The organism is Brachybacterium tyrofermentans (assembly GCF_014897585.1).
Lineage (GTDB): Bacteria > Actinomycetota > Actinomycetes > Actinomycetales > Dermabacteraceae > Brachybacterium > Brachybacterium tyrofermentans.
Genome location: NZ_JABUXW010000012.1, coordinates 74,736 through 95,760 on the forward strand (window position 1 = coordinate 74,736; position 21,025 = coordinate 95,760).

Annotated in this window: 18 protein-coding genes, 1 tRNA gene and 1 riboswitch; of the genes, 5 read left to right on the forward strand and 14 right to left on the reverse strand. The window is 70.0% G+C overall.

Annotated elements, in window-relative coordinates:
- Positions 1 to 27: 27 nt before the first annotated feature.
- Complete coding sequence (locus INT49_RS10460; protein ID WP_193117682.1) at positions 28 to 177, reverse strand: DLW-39 family protein; 150 nt, start codon at positions 175 to 177, stop codon at positions 28 to 30.
- A 21-nt stretch (positions 178 to 198) separates the two neighbouring features.
- Positions 199 to 272 (reverse strand) — tRNA-Ile (locus tag INT49_RS10465).
- A 208-nt stretch (positions 273 to 480) separates the two neighbouring features.
- Between INT49_RS10465 and INT49_RS10470 the strand changes: the two genes are divergently transcribed.
- From INT49_RS10470 to INT49_RS10485, 4 genes are all read left to right on the forward strand, one after another.
- Positions 481 to 1,185, forward strand: coding sequence for a fasciclin domain-containing protein (locus tag INT49_RS10470; RefSeq protein WP_226850237.1), 705 nt, complete (start codon positions 481 to 483; stop codon positions 1,183 to 1,185).
- 88 nt (positions 1,186 to 1,273) lie between these two features.
- Positions 1,274 to 1,912 (forward strand): ECF RNA polymerase sigma factor SigK, encoded by a 639-nt coding sequence (gene sigK / locus INT49_RS10475; RefSeq protein ID WP_193117683.1) that lies wholly within the window; start codon positions 1,274 to 1,276, stop codon positions 1,910 to 1,912.
- A complete protein-coding gene (locus INT49_RS10480) occupies positions 1,909 to 2,832 on the forward strand; it encodes an anti-sigma factor (RefSeq protein WP_193117684.1) in 924 nt (307 codons plus the stop codon). Before sigK ends, INT49_RS10480 begins: the two co-directional genes overlap by 4 nt.
- Complete coding sequence (locus INT49_RS10485; protein ID WP_193117685.1) at positions 2,832 to 4,439, forward strand: molybdopterin-dependent oxidoreductase; 1,608 nt, start codon at positions 2,832 to 2,834, stop codon at positions 4,437 to 4,439. The genes INT49_RS10480 and INT49_RS10485 overlap by 1 nt, the downstream gene beginning before the upstream one ends.
- Before the next feature lie 24 nt (positions 4,440 to 4,463).
- On the opposite strand, the gene INT49_RS10490 is transcribed toward INT49_RS10485, so the two are convergent.
- Positions 4,464 to 5,840: a cryptochrome/photolyase family protein gene (locus INT49_RS10490; RefSeq protein ID WP_193117686.1), complete on the reverse strand. Its 1,377-nt coding sequence runs from the start codon at positions 5,838 to 5,840 to the stop codon at positions 4,464 to 4,466.
- 91 nt (positions 5,841 to 5,931) lie between these two features.
- Entirely contained in the window at positions 5,932 to 6,723 is a 792-nt protein-coding gene (locus tag INT49_RS10495) for a hypothetical protein (RefSeq protein ID WP_193117687.1), read from the reverse strand.
- A 174-nt stretch (positions 6,724 to 6,897) separates the two neighbouring features.
- On the opposite strand from INT49_RS10495, the gene INT49_RS10500 reads away from it, so the two are divergent.
- On the forward strand, positions 6,898 to 7,377 hold the full coding sequence (locus INT49_RS10500) for an aminoacyl-tRNA deacylase (protein WP_193117688.1): 480 nt from the start codon (positions 6,898 to 6,900) through the stop codon (positions 7,375 to 7,377).
- Between the two features lie 148 nt (positions 7,378 to 7,525).
- Here INT49_RS10500 and INT49_RS21555 read toward each other — a convergent pair whose 3' ends face one another.
- The 10 genes from INT49_RS21555 to dnaN form a co-directional block, all read right to left on the reverse strand.
- The gene (locus INT49_RS21555; RefSeq protein ID WP_193117689.1) at positions 7,526 to 8,098 is read right to left on the reverse strand and encodes a DUF3566 domain-containing protein; all 573 of its coding nucleotides are present in this window, start codon (positions 8,096 to 8,098) and stop codon (positions 7,526 to 7,528) included.
- Positions 8,099 to 8,101: 3 nt separating this feature from the next.
- Positions 8,102 to 10,912 (reverse strand): DNA gyrase subunit A, encoded by a 2,811-nt coding sequence (gene gyrA, locus INT49_RS10510; protein ID WP_193117690.1) that lies wholly within the window; start codon positions 10,910 to 10,912, stop codon positions 8,102 to 8,104.
- A gap of 87 nt (positions 10,913 to 10,999) precedes the next feature.
- Positions 11,000 to 13,114, reverse strand: a complete 2,115-nt coding sequence (gyrB, locus tag INT49_RS10515) for a DNA topoisomerase (ATP-hydrolyzing) subunit B (RefSeq protein WP_226850273.1) — start codon at positions 13,112 to 13,114, stop codon at positions 11,000 to 11,002.
- A 520-nt stretch (positions 13,115 to 13,634) separates the two neighbouring features.
- Positions 13,635 to 14,123: a 6,7-dimethyl-8-ribityllumazine synthase gene (gene ribH / locus INT49_RS10520; protein ID WP_193117692.1), complete on the reverse strand. Its 489-nt coding sequence runs from the start codon at positions 14,121 to 14,123 to the stop codon at positions 13,635 to 13,637.
- Positions 14,120 to 15,484 (reverse strand): 3,4-dihydroxy-2-butanone-4-phosphate synthase, encoded by a 1,365-nt coding sequence (gene ribB, locus INT49_RS10525; protein WP_193117750.1) that lies wholly within the window; start codon positions 15,482 to 15,484, stop codon positions 14,120 to 14,122. The genes ribH and ribB overlap by 4 nt, the downstream gene beginning before the upstream one ends.
- Positions 15,485 to 15,519: 35 nt before the next feature.
- Positions 15,520 to 16,212: a riboflavin synthase gene (locus INT49_RS10530; RefSeq protein ID WP_193117693.1), complete on the reverse strand. Its 693-nt coding sequence runs from the start codon at positions 16,210 to 16,212 to the stop codon at positions 15,520 to 15,522.
- A 15-nt stretch (positions 16,213 to 16,227) separates the two neighbouring features.
- Positions 16,228 to 17,304, reverse strand: coding sequence for a bifunctional diaminohydroxyphosphoribosylaminopyrimidine deaminase/5-amino-6-(5-phosphoribosylamino)uracil reductase RibD (ribD, locus tag INT49_RS10535; protein ID WP_193117694.1), 1,077 nt, complete (start codon positions 17,302 to 17,304; stop codon positions 16,228 to 16,230).
- Positions 17,305 to 17,430: 126 nt separating this feature from the next.
- Positions 17,431 to 17,560, reverse strand: a riboswitch (FMN riboswitch).
- 168 nt (positions 17,561 to 17,728) lie between these two features.
- A complete protein-coding gene (locus tag INT49_RS10540; RefSeq protein ID WP_226850241.1) occupies positions 17,729 to 18,334 on the reverse strand; it encodes a DUF721 domain-containing protein in 606 nt (201 codons plus the stop codon).
- Between the two features lie 239 nt (positions 18,335 to 18,573).
- Positions 18,574 to 19,827 (reverse strand): DNA replication/repair protein RecF, encoded by a 1,254-nt coding sequence (gene recF, locus INT49_RS10545; protein ID WP_193117696.1) that lies wholly within the window; start codon positions 19,825 to 19,827, stop codon positions 18,574 to 18,576.
- Between the two features lie 19 nt (positions 19,828 to 19,846).
- The gene (gene dnaN, locus INT49_RS10550) at positions 19,847 to 20,971 is read right to left on the reverse strand and encodes a DNA polymerase III subunit beta (RefSeq protein ID WP_193117697.1); all 1,125 of its coding nucleotides are present in this window, start codon (positions 20,969 to 20,971) and stop codon (positions 19,847 to 19,849) included.
- Positions 20,972 to 21,025 lie beyond the last annotated feature (54 nt).

Here is a 21,025-nt window from a genome sequence, read left to right on the forward strand (position 1 = left end):
TTTGTGTCGATCGTACCTTCCGGCAGATCAGGCGGACGTGTCCTGCTGGGAGGAGACCTTCTCGGCCTCAGTCCAGAGATCGTTGCGAAGACGATCAGACTCGATCTTCCGCCAGGTGAGGAGACCGGCCGCGGACGTGCCGATCAGGACTGCTGCAACCTTGATGAACGTCTTCATCGTGTCCTCCGATCCTCGAAGTGGGCCTAACTGGACTTGAACCAGTGACCTCTGTCTTATCAGGACAGCGCTCTAACCGACTGAGCTATAGGCCCGTAGGGGCTGATCTCGACATCAACTTTCGACGTCAACCACCGACGAACAACATTACAGCCCCCCTCCCCTCTCGTCCAACCGACCTGGGCGGGTGTACGGGAGGTCACAGGAAGACATCCGGGCCGTTCCAATCCGTCGGCCCGGCGGCTCCGAACTCTGTGCATGACGCCGCTGCGGTGTCAGCAACGGATCACCAAGGAGACCGCCATGAATACTCGAACGATGCTTCCCAAGCTCGGAGCCCTCGCCGCCACCGTCGCACTGATGAGCGCGTGCTCTGGTGGTATGAGCGACGACGGCGAGACGGACGACCAGCAGCCCGCGGCCGGCGAGAGCCAGGCCTCCGACGGCGGCGGCATGGGCTCCGACGAGGACATGGACGACATGGACATGGATCCCGCGGCGAAACTCGTCGGCGCCGGGTGCGCCGACTACGCCTCGATGGTCCCGGACGGCGACGGATCGGTCGAGGGCATGTCCCAGGATCCGCTGAGCGTTGCGGCCTCCAACAACCCGTTGCTCACCACCCTCACCTCGGCGGTCTCGGGCGAGCTGAACCCCGACGTGAACCTCGTCGACACCCTCGATGGGGACGAGTTCACCGTGTTCGCCCCGGTCGATGACGCCTTCGGCGCCATCCCCGAGGACGACCTGAACGCCCTCGTGATGGACGCGGACAGCCTGTCCACCGTCCTGACCTACCACGTGGTTCCCGGCCAGATCACTCCTGACGAGATCGCCGACTCGACCCAGACCACGGTGCAGGGCGAAGACGTCGAGATCACCGGCAGCGGTGACGACCTCATGGTCAACGGCTCGACCGTGATCTGCGGCGGCGTCCAGACCCAGAACGCGACCGTGTACCTGGTCGATACCGTTCTGATGCCGCCGTCGATGGCGGACGCCAGCTGAACCGCGCACACTGGATGGACACGTTGAGCGGGCGGGGAACCATCGTCGATCTCCCCGCCCGCTCGCACTGTCCTCCAAGGAGCTGTGAATGGCGCACGATCCTCCCCCGTCGCATGACCCGCCCCGGTCAGCAGCGCAGCCGCTGACTGCTCCGCGAGGAGGCGTACCGGACGATTCCGCCGCCTCCGCTATCGCAGAGCTGCTGCACCGAGTCGGCGAAGGGCAGGAGGATGCCTTCTCCGATCTCTACGACCGCACCTCGTCCTTGTTGTTCGCCCTGGTCAAGCGTGTTGTCAGAGATGTATCGATCAGCGAGGAAGTGCTGCAGGAGGTGTTCGTGGAGATCTGGAAGCAGGCTCCCCGGTTCGATGCCCGACGAGGCTCGGCCCACGGGTGGATCTGCACCATCGCCCACCGCCGTGCCGTCGACACCGTCCGCTCCGTCGACGCCTCCCGGCGCCGCGACTCCGCAGAAGGGCTGCGCGCACTGGACGAGAACGTCGTGGACGTGCAGGAGGAGGGGATCATGAGGGTGGAGTCGCAACGGGTCGCCACGGCGATGCGATCGCTGACACCGCTCCAGTCCGACGCCATCCGACTGGCGTACTTCTCCGGCTACAGCCACAGCGAGGTCGCGAAGATCCTCGATATCCCGCTGGGAACGGCCAAGACCCGAATACGGGACGGAATGATCGTCCTCCGAGACAGTCTGGGGGTGACCTCGTGAACGAGCAGAAGCGTGATATGACCGGCGCCTGGGCCCTGAACGCCCTGGACGCCGACGAGCGCGCCCTGATCGAGGACTTCCTCGCCCAGGATCCCGACGCAGCGTCCGAGGCGCACTCCCTCGAGGAGACCGCCGGTGAGCTCGCCCGCGGTCTCGAGCCGGAGGCCCCTCGCCCCGAGCTGAAGTCCTCGCTGATGGCGCGGATCTCGCAGACTCCCCAGCTGTCCACGGTGGACCAGGACTCCTCCGAGGAGGACCGGTCGGCACCGCGCGCGGCGACCCATCGCCGGGCCGGCGTGCCGCCCACCGACGCGGAAACCGAGACCGCAGCGACATCCGGGAGCACGACCGGCCCCGAGAGCGACGCCGGATCAGATGCGGCAGATGGGGGCCATGACGCCACCGTGATCCCCCTGGATCGCTACCGGTCCAGCGTCCGGCGCTCACGCTGGCTGTCCGTCGCCGCTGCGGCGCTGATGGTCACGAGCGTCGCAGGCGTCGGTCTCTGGAGCTCGGAGCGGGCTGCCCGGGACGATGCGCGGGCGACCATCGAGGCCCTGGAATCGCAGCAGGCCGGCTCGGACGAGGAGCAGGAGATGATCTCCGCACTCATGGCGGCGGACGACACCTCCCAGCTCACCGTGCCCTCCGCCCACGGCGGGGACCTGCACGTCATGTACTCCCGGGACCAGCAGGCCATGATCGTCCAGGCCGCTGGACTCCCGGAGCTGCCGAGCGACAGCACCTATCAGCTCTGGATCGTGGACGGCACCGCGAAGGATGCAGGCTTGATCTCCGAGCCGGACCAGATCGTGATGGCACGAGAAGAGATGTCCCCGACGGCCCAGATCGGTCTCAGCATCGAACCGGCCGGCGGTTCGGAGGAACCCACCGACGTGATCGCGATCCAGGAGTTGTGATGAACACACACACCGACCGCCAGGAGTCCTCCGCCCGCGGCCCCCGCGCTGCACGGCCCGAGGTCCCCTGGTGGTCGGTGCTCGCCGGCGTGATCGGCGGGATCGTGCTGCTGGCCGTCGCGGAGCTGGTCTCCCTCGCCTTCAGCTCCTCCTCGGCGCCGTTCGTGGCCGTCGGCGGCGGGTTCATCGACATCATCCCGCCCTGGGTGAAGGACCTGGCGATCGGCCTGTTCGGCACCAAGGACAAGCTGGTCCTGTTCGCCTCGATGGTCGTGGTGTATCTGGTGCTCACGGCGTTGAACGGGGCCCTCGGATCCCGTCGGCCCCGCACGGCAGCCGCCGTGCTGGCGGGACTCGGCGTCTTCGCCACGATCATCGTGCTGACCCGGGCGCAGAACTCCGTCCCCGACGCGATCCCGACCGTGCTCGGAACAGCGGTCGCGGTCCCGACGCTGCTGCTCCTGCTGCGCGCCGTGCGCGCTCCCTCCGCAGGTGCGAGGGCCGATGTCGTACAGGGGAACGCGGCGGGCTGGTCCCGACGGCGATCCCTGGTGGGCGTGGGGATGGTCGGCATCCTCGCCGTCATCGTCGCGGCGGGTGCTCGAGGGGTCAACGCGAGCCGCGAGATCGCGAGCAAGGCCGCCGGGTTCGCCCTGCCCACGCCGCCCACCCGCGCCGAGGAGATCCCCGCCGACGCCCGGGTGGACGTCGAGGGCATGCCCGCGTACCTCACGCCGAACGACGACTTCTACCGGATCGACACGGCCCTCGCCGTCCCCCGCGTCGATCCGACGACCTGGGAGCTGCGGATCCACGGACTGGTCGACCGCGAGCTCACGCTGACGTTCGAGCAGCTGCTCGCCGAGCCGATGATCGAGAAGCATGTGACGCTGACCTGCGTCTCCAACACCGTCGGCGGAGATCTCGCCGGGAACGCGACGTGGCTCGGCGTGCCGGTGCGCACGCTGCTGGACCGCGTCGGCGTCAAGGACGGGGCCGACATGGTGCTCTCCCGCTCCATCGACGGCTTCACCGCCTCCACGCCGATCGAGGCCCTGACCGACGACCGCGACTCGTTGATCGCCGTGGGGATGAACGGTGAGCCGCTGCCCCAGGACCACGGGTATCCGGTGCGGATGGTCGTCCCCGGCCTGTACGGGTACGTCTCGGCCACGAAGTGGCTCACCGAGCTGACCGTGACCCGTTTCGCCGACGAGACCGCCTATTGGACCGATCGCGGCTGGTCCGAGCGCGGCCCCATCAAGATCGCCTCCCGCGTGGACGTGCCGCGATCCTTCGGGAAGCTCTCCCCGGATGCCGACGGCGCCGTGATGCTCGGCGGCACCGCCTGGGCGCAGCAGCGCGGCATCTCCGCCGTCGAGGTGAGGATCGACGACGGCGACTGGCGCGAGGCGGAGCTGGGTGCGGAGGTCAGCGCCGACACCTGGGTCCAATGGTCACTGCAGTGGGAGGACGCCACCGCCGGCGATCACAGCGTCTCGGTGCGGGCCACCGGCGGCGATGGTGAGCAGCAGACCGAGGAGCGGGCGAATCCGGTGCCGAACGGTGCGAGCGGATGGCACACGATCGAGTTCACCGTCGAATGAGGCGGAGGATCGGTCGGCGCGGGGTCAGGGAGCCGTGATCGCGTCGTGGGCCGCCAGGGCCTCCTCACGGGAAGCGCGCAGATCGACCACGGGAGCTGCTCGGTGGTCGGTCCCGATCTCAGGAACCCATCGACGCACATAGCGGCCCTCGCCGTCGAACCGGCTCTGCTGCCGGTCGGGGTTGAACACCCGGAAGTACGGGGCGGCGTCATCGCCGGTGCCGGCCACCCACTGCCAGTTGAACGGGTTGGAGGCCTCGTCGGCGTCGACCAGGGTGTCCCAGAACCACTCCTCCCCGCGACGCCAGTGCACGCGCAGGTTCTTGGTGAGGAACGAGGCGACGACCAGGCGCACCCGGTTGTGCATCCACCCGGTCACCCAGAGCTCCCGCATCCCGGCATCGACCAGGTCGATGCCTGTGCTGCCCTGCTGCCAGGCACGAAGGCCCTCCTCGTCGTCCCGCCAGTCGAAGGCGTCGAACCGGGGTCGCACGTTGCGAGTCGCGAGATCGGGCAGGTGGTAGAGGCGGTGCCACGCGAACTCCCGCCACAGCAGCTCCGAGCGGAACGTCTCCGGGCCCGTCGCGCGGCCCGACGTCAGGCTGCGGTGCCAGACCTCGTGCGGGGACACCTCCCCGTAGCGCAGGTGCGGGGACAGTCCCGACGTCCCGTCGATGCCGGGTCGATCCCGATCCTCCGCATACTGGTCGAGCACGTTCTCGAGGGCATCCAGGCGTGCCCGGGCGCCCATCTCCCCCGGGGTCCAGGCCTCGCGCAGCCCACCGGCCCAGTCCGGCGCCGTCGGGAGCCATCCGCGGCCCTCCAGGGCCCGGGCGAACTCGACCTCGTCGAGCCAGCGGCTGCTGTCCTGGGACCCGGTGAGCTCGGGTCCACGCAGCCGCGGCGGCGGCCCCTCGGGGAGGCGGGGCTCTGCGGTCTCGCGGCAGGCCCGTGCGAACGGCGAGTAGACCTTGTAGGGGTCTCCCGCCTGCGTGGAGATCGTCCACGGCTCGTGGAGCAGATAGCCGTCGACGCTCTCGGCCCTCAGCCCGCTCTCCCGCAGTCTCGCCTTCAGGCGGGCATCCACCGCGCGACGGGGCTCGTGATAACGACGGGTCCAGACCACGGCCTGGGCCGCGGTGTCCTCCACGAGCTGTGGGATGAGCTGCTCGGGGTCGCCGCTGAGCAGGACCAGCGGCACCCCGTGCTCGCGCAGCCGAGCTCCGAGCTCGGTCAGCGAATGGTGAAGCCACCACAGCGAGGCGGCCCCGGGTGGACGCACCCCGGCGAGCTGCTCGTCCACGTGCACGGCCACCACCTCGCCGTCGGCCGCCGCGGCCCGCAGGGCCGGGTTGTCGTGGATCCGCAGATCGTCCCGCACCCACCAGATCGACGTCGTCATGCTGGCCCTTCTCTCGCACGAGTGACTGATCTATATAGCTTAGCTACATAAATTCGCACGAGGGCACCACGGTCCCCCGGGGAGCCCGTCCTCAGCGAAGCCCGTCCTCGGCCACCAGGCCGTGCTCTCGGACCAGGGCGTTCAGCGCGTCGGGCGCCGCAGCCAGGCGGGCGCACACCTCGGCGGCGTCCCCGATCAGCAGCTCGGCCCCGGTGAGCGCGACCAGCTCGTCGAACATCTCCTGCTGACGGTGGCGCAGCGGGATGGGACGCTCGTGGGCGACGACGCCCCAGCTGGAGGCGTACACGTCGTAGTGGGAGGGGGTCTCGCCGGTGGCGAGGGTGAGCGGGAACCGCGAGGCGTCCAGGCGCACCCGCTCGTAGTTCGGTTCGGTCTCGTCGACCACCGCGAGCTGGGCGTCGTCGAACCACGTGGCCACGAGCTCCATCCGCTCGCCGTCGGCCCGGTACGGGGCGGCGGGAATGTACCCGCGGGCGGACGTGTGGGCGCAGTGTCCGACGGCCAGACCGTGCACCGTGCAGCGCACGAACGGGGTGGCGATCTGCAGGTCACGGCCGGAGCGGGCGTACTTGCGGGCGATCGTCTCCGGAGTCTGGTTCGAGCCGACGGCCACCACCAGGGTGCGTTCGGCGAGCGGCGCGGCACCCTCGGCGGCGAGGGCTTGATCGATCGCGGCGACGTCCACGAGAGCACGGTCCCGGGCCCCGGTCGATGCCTCGGTCGGGGCGTCGTCGGCACCTTCCGGATCCAGATCCACGATCCCGCTGCCCAGCAGGAGCGCCGAGCGCACGGCGGGGCCGGTCCAGGGATAGTCCTCCGGGGCGTCGGGGAGCGTGGGGGCGGAGGTCGTCGAGGAGGACATCCTCCGACCCTAGCGAGATGACGCGCTCATCCCGAGGATCTCGTGGTCGGTCGCACGCTCGCCCCTCGCCCGAGTGCGACCCCCTCACCCGAGTGCGACCAAGGCGTTGTGCTGACGGCCTGAGAACAGCGCCTGGGTCGCACTGGATGCGCGGGCGGTCTCTAGAGTGGGGGGATGAGCGAACAGCGTGCGGTCGATGCCCTGACGGCCTCCGGTCTCGAGTTCGAGATCACCCGCCATGGGAGGGTCGGCTCCCTCGCGGAGGCGGCCGCCGCCCGGGGGGTCGAGCCGCGGGACATCATCAAGACCCTCGTGGTGCGCCGCGCCGAGGGCGAGTACCTGTTCGTGCTGGTCCCGGGCGATCGGGAGATCTCCTGGCCCAAGCTGCGCTCATTCCTCGGCGTGAACCGCCTGTCCATGCCGGACAAGGACGTCGCACAGCAGGCCACCGGGTACGAGCGCGGCACCATCACCCCGTTCGGCTCCACCACGGCCTGGCCCGTCGTCGCCGACCTCGACCTCAGCGGGGATCCCGAACGACGGATCTCCCTGGGCGCCGGCGCCCACGGCGTCGCCGCGACCGTCAACGCCGAAGCGGCCCTCTCCCGCCTCCACGCCCAGGTCGCCGACGTCACCGACCTGCAGGCCCCGTAACCCTGCCCCCCGGATCCGCAGGACTCCGGCCCGGAAACAGGGCACGGGACGGACTCGGGACAGCACCGCCGAAACACCGAACGGGCGGGCACCGCGAGGGTGCCCGCCCGGTGCCCGGCGAGGTGGTGCGCCTGCGCGGCGCGACCGGTCACTCGTCGGTGAAGGTCAGCTTCAATCCGCCCAGCAGCGCCGCCACCAGGTTGTAGAGGAAGGCCAGCAGGGTGCCGAGCGCGGTGATGATCACGACGTTCACCACGGCGACGATCGTGCCGTAGCTGACCATCTTCGAGAACTGAAAGAACTCCATGAAGGGCAGCGGGCTGCCGCCATTGAGGTCGCGCCCCAGCTGGTCGACCTTGTCCCACAGGCCGATCGCGTCGACGAGGTTCCAGGTCAGGATCACGGCCACGACGGTCGCGATACCGAGGGCGATCGCCACCAGGAAGGACAGCTTCATCACCGAGAACGGGTCCAACCGCGCCAGCGTGAGGCGCACGCGGCGGGGGCCGCGCTTCTCGGCCTCGGCGGCAGGCGACGACGTCGTCGTCTTCTTCGGGCTGCGGCTGGCGCCCTTGGACGCCGACCCCTTGCCGGAACCGATCGACTGCTCCGAGCTGGCTGTCGTGCCGCCCTCAGCGCCGTCCTCGAACGACGGGAGCTTGGTGGTCGCCTCCGGAGACGTCGTGGTACCGCTCGCGGCCCTCGAGTCACTCGTGCTCACGGATCACTCCTCGATCTGGTCGTCGTCGCCGGCCGGCGATTTCTCGGACGGGTCTGAGCCTAGATCATCGGACGGTGCCTGGTCCTGCTCCGACTCCCCGTCGGACGCGATCTCCACAGCATCCCCATCTGCGACGTCCGCGCTCTCCCCCTCGACATCCGCGAGCACGGGTGCCTCGGCGCCCTCGATCTCCTCGTCGATCTCGGATTCGGGGCTGGTGGTGACCAGCAGGATCCGATCGCCCTTGTCGGGCTTGGCGAAGACGACGCCCATCGTGGTGCGGCCCTTGGGCGGCACCTCGGCGACGCGCGAGCGGACCACACGGCCCTTCTCCATCACCACGAGCAGCTCGTCGGACTCGTCGACGGCGGCGGCGCCCACCAGGTGGCCGCGGTCGTCAGGGAGCTTCGCGACCCGGATGCCCAGGCCGCCACGGCCCTGCACGCGGTACTCGTCCAGACTCGTGCGCTTGGCGTAGCCGCCATCGGTCACGGTCATCACGAACTGATCGGGCCGCAGCACATCCATCGCCAGCAGCTCGTCATCGTGACGGAACTTCATACCCGTGACACCGCTGGTCGCACGGCCCGTCGGCCGCAGCACGTCGTCGGCCGCCGGGAACCGCACGGACTGGCCGTTGCGGGAGACCAGGATCAGGTGGTCGTCCGCGTTGACCGCACGGGCCGCGATCACGCGGTCCGGCTGCGTGCCGTCGATCCCGTCGATGTCGCGCAGGTTGATCGCGATGATGCCGCCGGTGCGGTTGGAGTCGAAGGCCGTCAGGGCCGTCTTCTTCACCAGGCCGGAGGCGGTCGCGAGCACCAGGTACTGGGTGTCCTCGTAGGTGTCGATCGCGAGCACGGAGGCGATGCTCTCCTCCGGCTGGAACGCCATCAGGTTCGCGACGTGCTGACCCTTGGCGTCGCGCGCCGCCTCGGGCAGCTCGTAGCCCTTGGCGCGATAGACGCGGCCCTGGTTGGTGAAGAACAGCAGCCAGCGGTGCGTCGTGGTGGTGAAGAAGTGCTCGACGACGTCGTCCGCGCGCAGCGAGGCGCCGCGCACCCCCTTGCCACCGCGCTTCTGGGCGCGGTACTGGTCCTCGCGGGTGCGCTTGACGTAACCACCACGGGTGATGGTGACGACCACGTCCTCCTCGGGGATCAGATCCTCCATGGACATGTCGCCGTCGAAGGGCAGGATCTCCGTGCGGCGGTCGTCGCCGTACTTGTCGACGATCTCCTGCAGCTCCTCGGAGACGATCTCGCGCTGGCGCTCCGGCGAGCTCAGGATCGCGGTGTACTCCTCGATGAGGGCCTGGAGCCGGTTGTGCTCATCGGTGATCTTCTGACGCTCCAGGGCGGCCAGGCGGCGCAGCTGCATCGCGAGGATGGCGTTGGCCTGGATCTCGTCGATCTCGAGCATGTTCATCAGCCCCACGCGCGCCTCGTCGGCGTCCGGGGAACGACGGATCAGGGCGATGACCTCGTCGAGCGCGTCGAGCGCCTTGAGGTAGCCGCGGTAGATGTGGATCTGCTCCTCGGCCTTGCGCAGGCGGTACCGGGTACGACGCACGATGACGTCGATCTGGTGCTTGGTCCACTCGCGCACGAAGGAGTCGATCGACAGGGTGCGGGGCACCCCGTTCGCGAGCGCCAGCATGTTCGCGGAGAAGTTCTCCTGCAGCTGGGTGTGCTTGAACAGGTTGTTCAGCACGACCTTCGCGACGGCGTCGCGCTTGAGCGTGATGACCAGGCGCTGACCGGTGCGGCCGGAGGTCTCGTCGGTGATGTCGGCGATGCCCTGGATCTTCCCGAGCTTGACCATCTCGGCGATCTTGCGCGCGAGGTTGTCCGGGTTGACCTGGTACGGCAGCTCGGTGACCACGAGGGACATGCGCCCGTTGATCTCCTCGGTGGAGACCACGGCGCGCTGGGAGATGGAGCCGCGACCGGTGCGGTACGCCTCCTCGATGCCCTTGGTGCCGGCGATGGTGGCGCCGCTGGGGAAGTCGGGGCCCTTGATGAAGCGCAGGCACGCGTCCAGCAGCTCGGGCTTCGAGGCCTCGTGGTTCTTCAGCAGCCACTGCACCGCGTCGGCGACCTCGCGCAGGTTGTGCGGCGGGATGTTCGTGGCCATGCCCACGGCGATGCCGGAGGAGCCGTTGACCAGCAGGTTCGGGAAACGGGCGGGCAGCACGACGGGCTCGTCGACGGTGTTGTCGTAGTTGCCCTGCATATCGACCGTCTCCTGGTCGATGTCACGCACGAGCTCGAGGGCCAGCGGAGCCATCTTGCACTCGGTGTATCGCGGGGCGGCCGCGCCGTCGTCGCCCGGGGAGCCGAAGTTCCCCTGGCCCAGGATCAGCGGGTAGCGCATCGCCCAGGGCTGCACGAGGCGCACCATGGCGTCGTAGATCGCGCTGTCGCCATGGGGGTGGTAGTTGCCCATGACCTCGCCGACGACCTTCGCGCACTTCGAGAAGGAGCGGTCGGGACGGTAGCCGCCGTCGTACATCGCGTAGACGATCCGGCGGTGCACGGGCTTGAGGCCGTCGCGCACGTCGGGCAGCGCACGCGAGACGATCACGCTCATCGCGTAGTCGAGGTAGGAGCGCTGCATCTCCTGGTTGAGGTCGACCTGGGTGATGCGGTCGATCTCGTGCTCGTCGAGCGGGTCGACGAGGGTGACGGTGCGGTCCGTCGCCTCGGAGGTCGAGACCTCGTGGGCACCCTCGGGGGTGGCCTGTCCGGCCATCCCCGCAGGCAGCTCGGGGTTCTCGTCGGGGTTCGTGGGGTCCTGCGGGGTGTCGCTCATGAGGCGGGAGGCCTTTCAGGTGGGGCCGATGGTCGTGGCGCTCCCAGGGGCGCGGGCTCTCGCCCTGCGCCGCTCCGGGTGCCGAGATCAGATGTCGAGGAAGCGGACGTCCTTGGCGTTCTCCTGGATGAACCGGCGCCGGGACTCGACGTCATCACCCATCAGGACGGAGAAGATGGTGTCGGCGTCGGCGGCCTCATCGACCGTGACCTGCTTCAGCGTGCGCGTGTTGGTGTCCATCGTGGTGGCCTGGAGCTCCTTCCAGTCCATCTCGCCCAGACCCTTGTAGCGCTGGATCCCGTTGTCGCGCGGGATCCGGCGACCGGCGGCGCGGCCGGCCTCGAGGCGCTCGTCGCGCTCCACATCGCTGAACACGTACTCGTGCGGGGCGTTGGTCCACTTCAGGCGGAACAGCGGCGGCATCGCGATGAACACGTGGCCGAGCTCGATGAGCGGGCGCATGTAGCGGAACAGCAGCGTCAGCAGCAGGGTGCAGATGTGCTGGCCGTCGACATCCGCATCGGCCATCAGCACGATCTTGTGATAGCGCAGCTTGGTCGCGTCGAAGTCGTCGCCGATGCCGGTGCCGAAGGCGGTGATCAGCGAGCGGACCTCCTGGTTGTCCAGGGCCCGGTCCAGTCGCGCCTTCTCCACATTCAGGATCTTGCCGCGGATGGGCAGGATGGCCTGGGTGCGCGGGTCGCGGCCCTGCACGGCGGAGCCGCCGGCGGAGTCGCCCTCGACGATGAAGATCTCGGACTCGGCCGGGTTGCGCGAGGAGCAGTCGCGCAGCTTGCCGGGCATGCCGCCGGTCTCCAGCGGGGACTTGCGACGGGTCGCGTCACGGGCCTTGCGGGCCGCCTCGCGGGCGGCCGCCGCGGCCTGTCCCTTCAGGACGATGGACTTGGCCTCCTGGGGATGGGAGACGAACCAGTCCTGCAGCTGATCGGTCATCACCTTGACCATGAAGGTGCGGGCGATGGTGTTGCCCAGCTTGGTCTTGGTCTGGCCCTCGAACTGCGGCTCGCCGAGCTTCACGGAGATGACCGCGGTGAGGCCCTCGCGGATGTCCTCGCCGGTGAGGTTGGCGTCCTTCTCCTTGAGCAGGCCCTGGGCGCGCCCGTAGCGGTTGACGATCGAGGTCAGCGAGGAGCGGAAGCCCTCCTCGTGGGTGCCGCCCTCGTGGGTGTTGATCGTGTTCGCGTAGGTGTGCACGGACTCCGAGTAGGCGCCGGTCCACTGCATCGCGACCTCGACGCTGATGTGCGCCTCGGTGTCCTCGGACTCGAAGGAGATGATGTCGGGGTGGATCACCTCGGCCCGCTTGGAGGTGTTGATGAACTCCACGAAGTCCTGCAGGCCGCGCTTGTACAGGTACGAGATCGTGCGGGGACCCTTGTCCTTCTCCGCGTTCTCGGCCTCGAGCTCGACGTCGATCAGGTCGTCGTCGTCCTCGGACGCCTCCGTGGCCCGCTCGTCGGTCAGCGTGATGCGGAGGCCCTTGTTGAGGAAGGCCATCTGCTGGAACCGCTTGCGCAGCGTCTCGAAGTCGTACTCGGTCTCGTCGAAGATCTCGTCGTCGGCCCAGAACGAGATGGTCGTGCCGGTCTCGTCGGTCTCCTCGCCCTTCTCGAGCTCGACCTGCGGCACGCCGCGGCTGTACCACTGGCGCCACACGTGGCCGTCGCGGCGGATCTCGACCTCCATCCGGATGGACAGCGCGTTGACCACGGAGGAGCCCACGCCGTGCAGACCGCCGGAGACGGCGTAGCCGCCGCCGCCGAACTTGCCGCCGGCATGGAGCACGGTCAGCACGAGCTCGACGGCGGGCTTGCCCTCGGTGGGGTGCATCGCGACCGGGATGCCACGGGCGTGGTCGACGACCTTCACCCCGCCGTCGGCCAGCAGCGTCACCTCGATGGTGTCGCCGTGACCGGCCATCGCCTCGTCCACGCAGTTGTCGACGATCTCCTGGACCATGTGGTGCAGGCCGCGCTCACCGGTGGAGCCGATGTACATGCCGGGGCGCTTGCGGACCGCTTCGAGGCCTTCGAGGACCGTGATGTCCGAGGCGTCGTAGTGCTCCGGGGCATGGGCTGCGCGCTCACCGGCGGATCCTACGACGGGTGCGGGGTCCGGTGCCGCTGCGGCCGCATCGGGCGACGGGTCCGGGGCACCCTGGGGTGCATCCTGGTCGGGCATGGGGCGGTCGCTGTCGCTCACCTGATGTGGCTCCTCGCAGTCCTGGGAACCCTCGGTCCGGGAAGAGCGCCGAGGGTGTGCAGCCGATCCCGAGGACGAGTCCCCGGCCCGGCACGCAGGCGGCCCACGGAGGCTCTCGCGCGCGCACGCGCGGGGAGCACCTCTGTAGGCCACAGCGATCGGGCCGACGGGATCGAAGTCCACGAGGACGTCGGAGGACGTCGGCCGAACTGCTCATATTCTAGCGGAGATCGCGTGCTGAACCTATTAACCTCGCCATTTCTGTGGAGAACACGACCCAGATCCGCCATCAGACGGGCCGGGACGGCCTCTGGAAGCCTCTCGCGGGCCTCGGGACGGGGTCCCATACGCCTCCCCGGGTGATATCGCGGCAAAGCGGCCCCTGCGCGGCTCCGGTTCCCGCTCGAGGATCACTCGCCGACCCGCACGCCGAGTCACGCCGTGGGCCCTCCCGTCAGACCGAGCCGCGGCCCGACGGGAGGAGCCCACGCTCTGTGGATCAGTCCCCGGCGGGGAGGCCTGCGAGCACCCGCGAGGTCGCGATCGCCGCGGAGGCCGCTTCGTGGCCCTTGTCCTCACGGGACCCCTCGAGCCCCGCGCGATCGAGGGCCTGCTTGTCGTCATCGCAGGTCAGAAGACCGAAGCCGACGGGCACGCCGTGGTCGAGGGCCACCCGGGAGAGGCCGTCCGTCGCCGCCGCGCACACGTACTCGAAGTGCGGGGTGCCTCCGCGGATCACCACGCCGAGCGCCACCACGGCGTCGTGGGTGCGGGCGAGCCGGTCCGCGATCACGGGGAGCTCGAAGGATCCGGGGGCGCGCACCAGCACGGGCTCGGCGATCCCGGCGTCGGCGCAGGCCCGCAGGGCGCCGGCGATGAGGCCGTCCATGACCTGCTCGTGCCAGGAGGAGGCCACGATGGCGATCCGCAGCGCGGGTCCGTCGGCGTGGGAGGCGAGGTCGATCGTGGGGCTTCCGTGTCCGCTCATGCGGGGTCTCCGTTCGGTGAGGTGTTCGGGGAGGGGGTCGGTGCGGTGCTCGATGAGGTCGCGGGGAGGCCGACGAGGGCATGGCCCAGCCGGTCCCGCTTGGTGGTGAGATAGGCGAGGTTCTCGGGGGTGACGTGCGTGCTCAGCGGCACGATCCCGGTGACCTCGATCCCTCCGGCACGCAGAGCGTCGGCCTTGGTGGGGTTGTGGGTGAGCAGGGAGATCGTGCCGACGCCGAGACGGCCCAGTATCGCCGGCACGATCGCGAAGGAGCGGTCGTCGACGGGGAGGCCCAGGTCGAGGTTGGCGTCGACGGTGTCCCGGCCCTGCTCCTGGAGGGCGTAGGCACGCAGCTTCGCCATCAGGCCGATGCCGCGCCCCTCGTGGCCGCGCAGCAGGATCAGCAGGCCCCGCCCGGCGGCGTCGATCCGCGCCAGGGACTCCTCGAGCTGGGGTCCGCAGTCGCAGCGCAGGGAGCCGAAGACGTCCCCGGTCACGCACTCCGAGTGGATCCGGGTGAGCACGGGAGCCGCTGTGGTGAGGTCGCCGCGGGCGAGGACCAGATGTTCGGCGGCACCCTCGCGCACGGCGAGGGCCCGGAAGGTGCCGCGCGGGGTTGGCAGCGAGACCTCGTCGGTGACCTCGAGGTCCGCAGTGTCAGCAGCACCGACAGCACCGGGTGCCGAGCCGTCGCTCCGGAGCGACGCCTCCGCGGCGCGGCGGTGCTCGACCAGAGCCTCGATGGAGACCATCACCAGGTCGTGCTCGTCGGCGAAGGCCCGCAGGGCGGGGCCGCGCATCATGGTGCCGTCGTCGTGGATGAGCTCGACGATCATGCCCACCTCAGTGCGGCTGGCGAGCCGGGTGAGGTCCACGGCGGCCTCGGTGTGGCCGCGCCGTTCGAGCACGCCGCCGTCCCGGGCACGCAGCGGCAGCACGTGTCCGGGGCGGATCAGATCGCCGGGGGCGGCGCCCTCCGTGCCGAGCACCTGCAGGGTGCGGGCGCGGTCGGCGGCGCTGATGCCGGTGGTCACGCCCGTGCTCGCGTCGACGCTGATCGTGTACGCGGTGCGCAGGGGGTCGGTGCTGTGCTCCACCATGAGCGGCAGCTCGAGAGCGTCGGCGCGGGCGGCGGTCATCGGGGCGCAGAGGAGCCCGCTGGAGTGGCGCACCGCGAAGGCGAGCAGCTCCGGGGTCGCGGCGGAGGCGGCGAGTATCAGGTCGCCCTCGTTCTCACGGTCCTCATCATCGACGACCACCACCGGTTGCCCGGCGGCGATCGCGGCGATCGCCGCCTCGATGGGGTCCAGTCGCAGCGAAGCGGGCGGAGCGGTCTCCGGGTCGACCGCGGGCGCGGTCATCGGGGCGGCCCCCTGCGTGGGGTTCGAGATGGTCATCAGTGGGCCTCCGTCGCAGGGGTCTGGGTGGGTGCGGGCTGCTGCGGGTCTGCCTGCAGGGGATCTGCCTGCGCCGGGACGGCCTGCGCGCCGAGGAGCTTCTCGACGTACTTGGCCAGGACGTCGACCTCGAGGTTCACCCGGTCGCCGACCCCCTTCGCGCCCAGCGTCGTGCGCTCGAGCGTCTCGGGGATCAGCCCGATGGTCACCTCGTCGCCGTCGATCGCGGCCACGGTGAGGCTGATCCCGTCCACGGCCAGGGATCCCTTCGCGACGACATAGCGGGCCAGTCCCCGCGGCTCGTCGGCGCCGGGACCCGGCAGGGCGATGCGCAGCAGGGTCGTGCCGCCGTCCTGGTCGCGGCCCACGATCTCGCCGACGCCGTCGACGTGGCCCTGGACGATGTGTCCGTCCAGGCGGCCGTCGGCCCGCACGCAGCGTTCGAGGTTGAGGCGGTCCCCGGCCTGCAGCCCGCCGAGGCTGGTGGCGGCGAGGGTGGTGGAGATGACGTCGGCGCTCCACAGCTCGCCCTCGACGTCGGTGACGGTGAGGCAGCAGCCGTTGACGGCGATCGAGTCGCCGAGGGAGATGCCGACCAGGACGTGGGGTGAGCGAAGGCGCAGGCGGGCCGCGGAGTCGGTCCGTTCGATGCTCTCGACGGTGCCGAGCTCTTCGATGATGCCGGTGAACATGGTGGTCCTTCCGGGTCAGGCGGCGCGGGGCCGCAGGGTGAGGCGGAGGTCAGTGCGACCATCCGGTGAGGTCAGGGGGGTGGAGTCGAGCAGCTCGAGATCGAGGCGCTCGATGAGCGTGGAGATGCCGAGGTCGCCGGTCGCGGGCCGACCGGCACCGAGCAGGGTGGGGGCGAGATGGACGATGAGCTCATCCACCAGCCCGGCGCGCAGGAAGGCCGCGGCCAGCGTGGGTCCGCCTTCGAGGAGCACGTGGCGCAGGCCGCGGGCGAAGAGGTCCTCCAGGGCGGCCGACGGGTCCTGGGTGGGCAGGACGATCGCCTCGCCGGCGCCGTCCGGGGTGGGCAGCGGCGGGAAGGCGCCGGTGCCCATGACCGCCCGGACGGGCTGACGGGGATGCAGGGAACCATCGGGCCGGCGCGCGGTGAGGCTCGGTGAGTCAGCTCGGGCAGTACCGGTGCCGACCAGGATCGTGTCGCAGGTGGTGCGCAGGCCGTGGACCTCCTCGCGGGCGGCCTCGCCGGTGATCCAGCGGCTGCTTCCGTCGGCCGCCGCCGCCCGGCCGTCGAGGGTGAGGGCGAGCTTCATGGTGACCAGGGGCCGTGCGTGCCGCAGTCCGTGCTCCCAGCCGCGGTTCAGCGCATCGGCCGCTGCGGCGAGGTCGGCGGGGATGTCGAGCTCGACGTCGATGCCGGCATCGCGCAGCAGCTCGACCCCGCCGGCGGCCACCGGGTTGGGATCGCGATGAGCGACCACCACGCGGCCGACGCCGGCGGCGAGGAGTGCCTGGGCGCAGGGTCCGGTGCGGCCGGTGTGCGTGCAGGGTTCGAGGGTGACGACGGCGGTCGCGCCGTGGAGCATGGGAGCAGTGCTGGCGTCGGTGCTGTTCAGCGCATGATTCCGGGCGTGATTCAGGGCGTCGGCCTCGGCGTGGGGCGTGCCGGCGCCCCGGTGATGTCCCTCGGCGAGGATCGTGCCCTCGCGGTCCAGGAGCACGCAGCCCACCCGCGGGTTCGGGCCGTAGGGAAGGCCGGGCTGCGCGGCGATCTCCAGGGCGCGCTGCAGCGCGCTGCGCTCGGCAGGGTTCAGCATGGTCTCTCCTCCGGTCCGCTGCTCGCGGTCCCGGTGGAGGGGAAGGGGTACGGGAACGCCGTCCCCCGGGGTGCTCGGTCGCGGCGCACCAGGGGTGCGCGGCGAGAGACCGCTCGAGGACGTCGTTCGCGTGCGCTTCCCATCCGGACTCTAACCGTCGGCCCAGGAGTTCCACCTGGTCAACCGAGGGCCAGAGGCCATCGGGTCGCGGACTATCACCGCCGGCTCGGAATTTCACCGACCCCAGTGCACGCGAGCTCTTCAGCTCGTCGCTCTCCACGGTAGCAGGAGACCGGTCGCGCGCCGAGAGTCGAGGCGGCAGATGAACTCGACCTCACGATCCGACGGCACAGGGCTCAGCCGGTCAGGGGGCTGAGCAGGTCGCAGGGCTCATCCGACCGCGGGGACGAGCCACTCGCAGCGCTCAGCCGTAGGTGTCGCGGGGGCCGCGCCAGGTCACGGTGCGCCGTCCCTTCTTCCAGGTCCGCTCGGCGGCGGCCGGTCCGGTCACCCGCAGCTCGGCGACGACGTGGGAGCCGACGTGCTCCTCGATGGTGGTGATCAGGCGGGGCGTGAGCATCCGCAGCTGCGAGGCCCAGGCGGAGGAGGAGGCGCTGATCACGAGCACCCCGTCCTCGAGGGAGACCGGGCGGCAGTGCGCGCTGACCTTCTCCCCGACGATGTCGTCCCATTCCTCCAGCACCCGGCCGGCGTTCATACCCGCGTTCCACCCGAGGTTGCCGAGCACCTTCCGCAGCACGGTCTCGATGCCCTGCGGATCGCGAGGGTCCGGCCGGGACCCCGAATAGCCGGGAGAGCTGCCGGAACGGTCTCGCACGTCGCGGGCCTGGGTCTTCGCCGAGATCGGGAACAGGCCGCGATCCCGAGCGGCCGCTCGAGACCGGTTCACGGTGCGCCGCGCCAGCTCGAAGGGATCCGGAGGGGTCGGCAGCTCGGGCGGGTCATAGACCTCGCCGGGCTCGTCTCCCTCCCCGCGGATCTCGGCCGACGGCGCTCGTCGAGCTGCCATCGTGGGAGGTCGGGTTCGGCGCCCGGTGGTGCTCCCCGCAGCGTGAGCATCCGGCTGCTCACGCGAGGCGTCGGCGTCCCGGGATAGCTCCTCGCCGTCGGGTCCGGTCCCGTCCTGAGGATTCGGCCCCTGCGGAGGGGTCCGCCAGGTCGAGAGATCGTAGGGATTGGCCAGCTGCGGCCGTGCGGGGATGCCGCCGCTTGATCCTCCGGAACCCTTCCCTGCTCGGGGCGGCGTCATCACAGGCCGCCCTCGCGGGGCACGGCGGATCCCAGGCTCACGTCGACCACATGCATCTCCCCGTCGAGCGAGTCGGGGATGTCGGTGTCGTTGGCCGTGGTCACGAGCACCTGAGAGGCATCGGTGATAATCCGGCCGAGGCGTTCGCGACGATGCACATCGAGCTCGCTGAACACGTCGTCGAGGATCAGGATCGGTTCGCCGTCACCGAGGTCCCCCTCCTCGAGGCGCAGCAGGTCGTAGGAGGCCAGGCGCAGGGCGAGGGCCAGGGACCAGGATTCGCCATGGCTGGCGTAGCCCTTCGCCGGGAAGTCGTGCAGCCGGATCTCGAGGTCATCGCGGTGGGGGCCGGTGAGGCTGACGCCGCGGTCGATCTCCTCGTCGTGCCGGGTCGAGAGCATGGCCAGCATCGCATCGTGGATCTCGCGGGTGCTCGGGAGATCCCCGGGGACGGTGCCGAGCTCATCGAGCACACTCGAGCGATAGCTGACGTCGGCCGGAGAGGAGAGATTGCCGCGCTGGTCAGGAGGCAGGTCCAGGGCCTGCTCGGCACCTTCGTCGGAGGAGACCCGCAGATAGGAGTAGCCCAGATGGGGCCGCAGACGGTTCACCAGGTGCAGGCGGGCACGCAGCAGCTCGGCGCCGAAGCGGGCCAGCTGCTGATCCCACACCTCAAGGGTCGAGCTCGCGGAATCCGCGGGATCCAGCCCGCCGACGCTGCGTCCGCTGCCGCCGCGGCGCATGGACCGCATCTGCTTGAGCAGGTTGCTGCGCTGTTTGAGGACGCGGTCGTAGTCGGCCTTGACCGAGGCGAAACGTGGGGCGATCTCGAACAGGAGCTCATCGAGGAAGCGCCTGCGGCCTTCGGGGTCGGCCTTGATCAGGCCCAGATCCTCAGGGGCGAAGAGCACGGCCCGCACCTCGCCGAGCAGATCCCGCAGCCTCGACACGTTCTGACCCTGCAGTCGTGCCCGGTTGGCCTTTCCCGGCGTGACCTCGAGGTCGATCTGGACAGGGCGGCCGGCCCGCAGGAAGCTCGCCCGGATGATCGCGGTCGCTTCCCCGCGACGCACGAGTGCGGCGTCGTGGGGGACACGATGGCTGGACAGGGTCGCGAGATACCAGACGGCCTCGACGATGTTGGTCTTGCCCTGCCCGTTCTGGCCCACGAGCACCGTGATCCCCGGTTGCACGGAGAGGCTGAGCTGCTCGTACGAGCGGAAGTCGGTGAGGTCGAGAGCGGTCAGCTGCATGGAGGGACCACTCCCTCGCTCAGATCCGCATCGGCATGATCAGGTACTTGTACGACGTGTCAGGGGTTCCTTCGAGGGAATCCTGACCGCTCATGACGGACGGCTTGATCGAGTCGGTGAAGGTGAGCCGCACGAACTCGGCACCCAGAGCGCCGAGACCGTCGAGCAGGAAGCCCGAGTTGAAGCCGACCACGAGGTCCTCGCCGTCCAGATGGGCCTCGAGCACTTCGCTGGCCTGGGCGTCATCTCCGGCGCCGGCCTCGAGCGCGACCTGACCCTCGGTGAAGGACAGACGCACCGGGGTGTTGCGCTCGGCCACGAGGGAGACCCGCTTGACGGCATCGATGAGAGCCCCGGTGGAGACCACGGCGGTGATCGCGGTGGTCTCGGGGAACAGCCGACGCACCGGCGGGTATTCGCCGTCGACCAGGGTCGACGTGGTGCGGCGGCCGCCGGCCTCGAAGCCGATGAGGTTCGCGGAGGAGTCCTCGGCCAGGGCGATCTCGACGCTGCCGCCGGTGGACAGCGAGCGGGCGACCTCATGGAGGGTCCGACCGCGCACCAGGGCGGTCTGCTCGGTGCCCGGCGACGCCGGGTTCCACGTGAGCTCGCGCAGAGCGAGGCGGTAGCGGTCGGTCGCCATGAGCGTCATGGTCTCGCCGGAGATCTCGACCTTCACGCCGGTCAGCAGCGGGAGGGTGTCGTCCTTGGAGGCGGCGACGGTGACCTGGCTGATCGCCTCGGCGAAGACATCGGCCGCGACGGAGCCGGCGACCGGAGGCATGCTCGGCAGCTGGGGGTACTCCTCGACCGGGAGCGTCGCCAGGGCGAAGCGGGCCGATCCGCAACGGACCTGCAGCTTCGTGCCTTCGAGAGCGATGGAGACGTCCTTGTTGGGCAGAGCCCGGACGATGTCGGAGAGCATGCGGCCCTGCACGAGCACCTCACCGGGCTGCTCGATCTCCGCGTCGAGCCGGATCTGCGCGCTGACCTCGTAGTCGAAGGTCGACAGCTGCAGCTCACCTCCGGCTTCAGCGACGATTCGCACGCCCTGCAGGATCGGCATCGCCGGTCGCACGGGGAGGGTTCGGGTGGCCCAGGAGACGGCGTCGCCGAGGACGCCGCGATCGAGGTGGAACTTCACCGTTGCCACTCCTTCGCAGTGGTCGAAAGCCAGAACAGGCACGGACGGAGCACA

Coding starts and splice junctions, on each gene's coding strand:
- ribB (WP_193117750.1), bottom strand. CDS start 15,484: ATGACCGCGCCCGCGGTCGACCCGGAGACCGCTCCGCCCGCTTCGCTG.
- ribD (WP_193117694.1), bottom strand. CDS start 17,304: ATGCTGAACCCTGCCGAGCGCAGCGCGCTGCAGCGCGCCCTGGAGATC.
- INT49_RS10460 (WP_193117682.1), bottom strand. CDS start 177: ATGAAGACGTTCATCAAGGTTGCAGCAGTCCTGATCGGCACGTCCGCG.
- INT49_RS10485 (WP_193117685.1), top strand. CDS start 2,832: ATGAACACACACACCGACCGCCAGGAGTCCTCCGCCCGCGGCCCCCGC.
- INT49_RS10470 (WP_226850237.1), top strand. CDS start 481: ATGAATACTCGAACGATGCTTCCCAAGCTCGGAGCCCTCGCCGCCACC.
- recF (WP_193117696.1), bottom strand. CDS start 19,827: ATGCAGCTGACCGCTCTCGACCTCACCGACTTCCGCTCGTACGAGCAG.
- ribH (WP_193117692.1), bottom strand. CDS start 14,123: ATGAGCGGACACGGAAGCCCCACGATCGACCTCGCCTCCCACGCCGAC.
- sigK (WP_193117683.1), top strand. CDS start 1,274: ATGGCGCACGATCCTCCCCCGTCGCATGACCCGCCCCGGTCAGCAGCG.
- gyrA (WP_193117690.1), bottom strand. CDS start 10,912: ATGAGCGACACCCCGCAGGACCCCACGAACCCCGACGAGAACCCCGAG.
- gyrB (WP_226850273.1), bottom strand. CDS start 13,114: ATGCCCGACCAGGATGCACCCCAGGGTGCCCCGGACCCGTCGCCCGAT.
- INT49_RS10500 (WP_193117688.1), top strand. CDS start 6,898: ATGAGCGAACAGCGTGCGGTCGATGCCCTGACGGCCTCCGGTCTCGAG.
- INT49_RS10495 (WP_193117687.1), bottom strand. CDS start 6,723: ATGTCCTCCTCGACGACCTCCGCCCCCACGCTCCCCGACGCCCCGGAG.
- INT49_RS10490 (WP_193117686.1), bottom strand. CDS start 5,840: ATGACGACGTCGATCTGGTGGGTGCGGGACGATCTGCGGATCCACGAC.
- INT49_RS10530 (WP_193117693.1), bottom strand. CDS start 16,212: ATGTTCACCGGCATCATCGAAGAGCTCGGCACCGTCGAGAGCATCGAA.
- INT49_RS10540 (WP_226850241.1), bottom strand. CDS start 18,334: ATGGCAGCTCGACGAGCGCCGTCGGCCGAGATCCGCGGGGAGGGAGAC.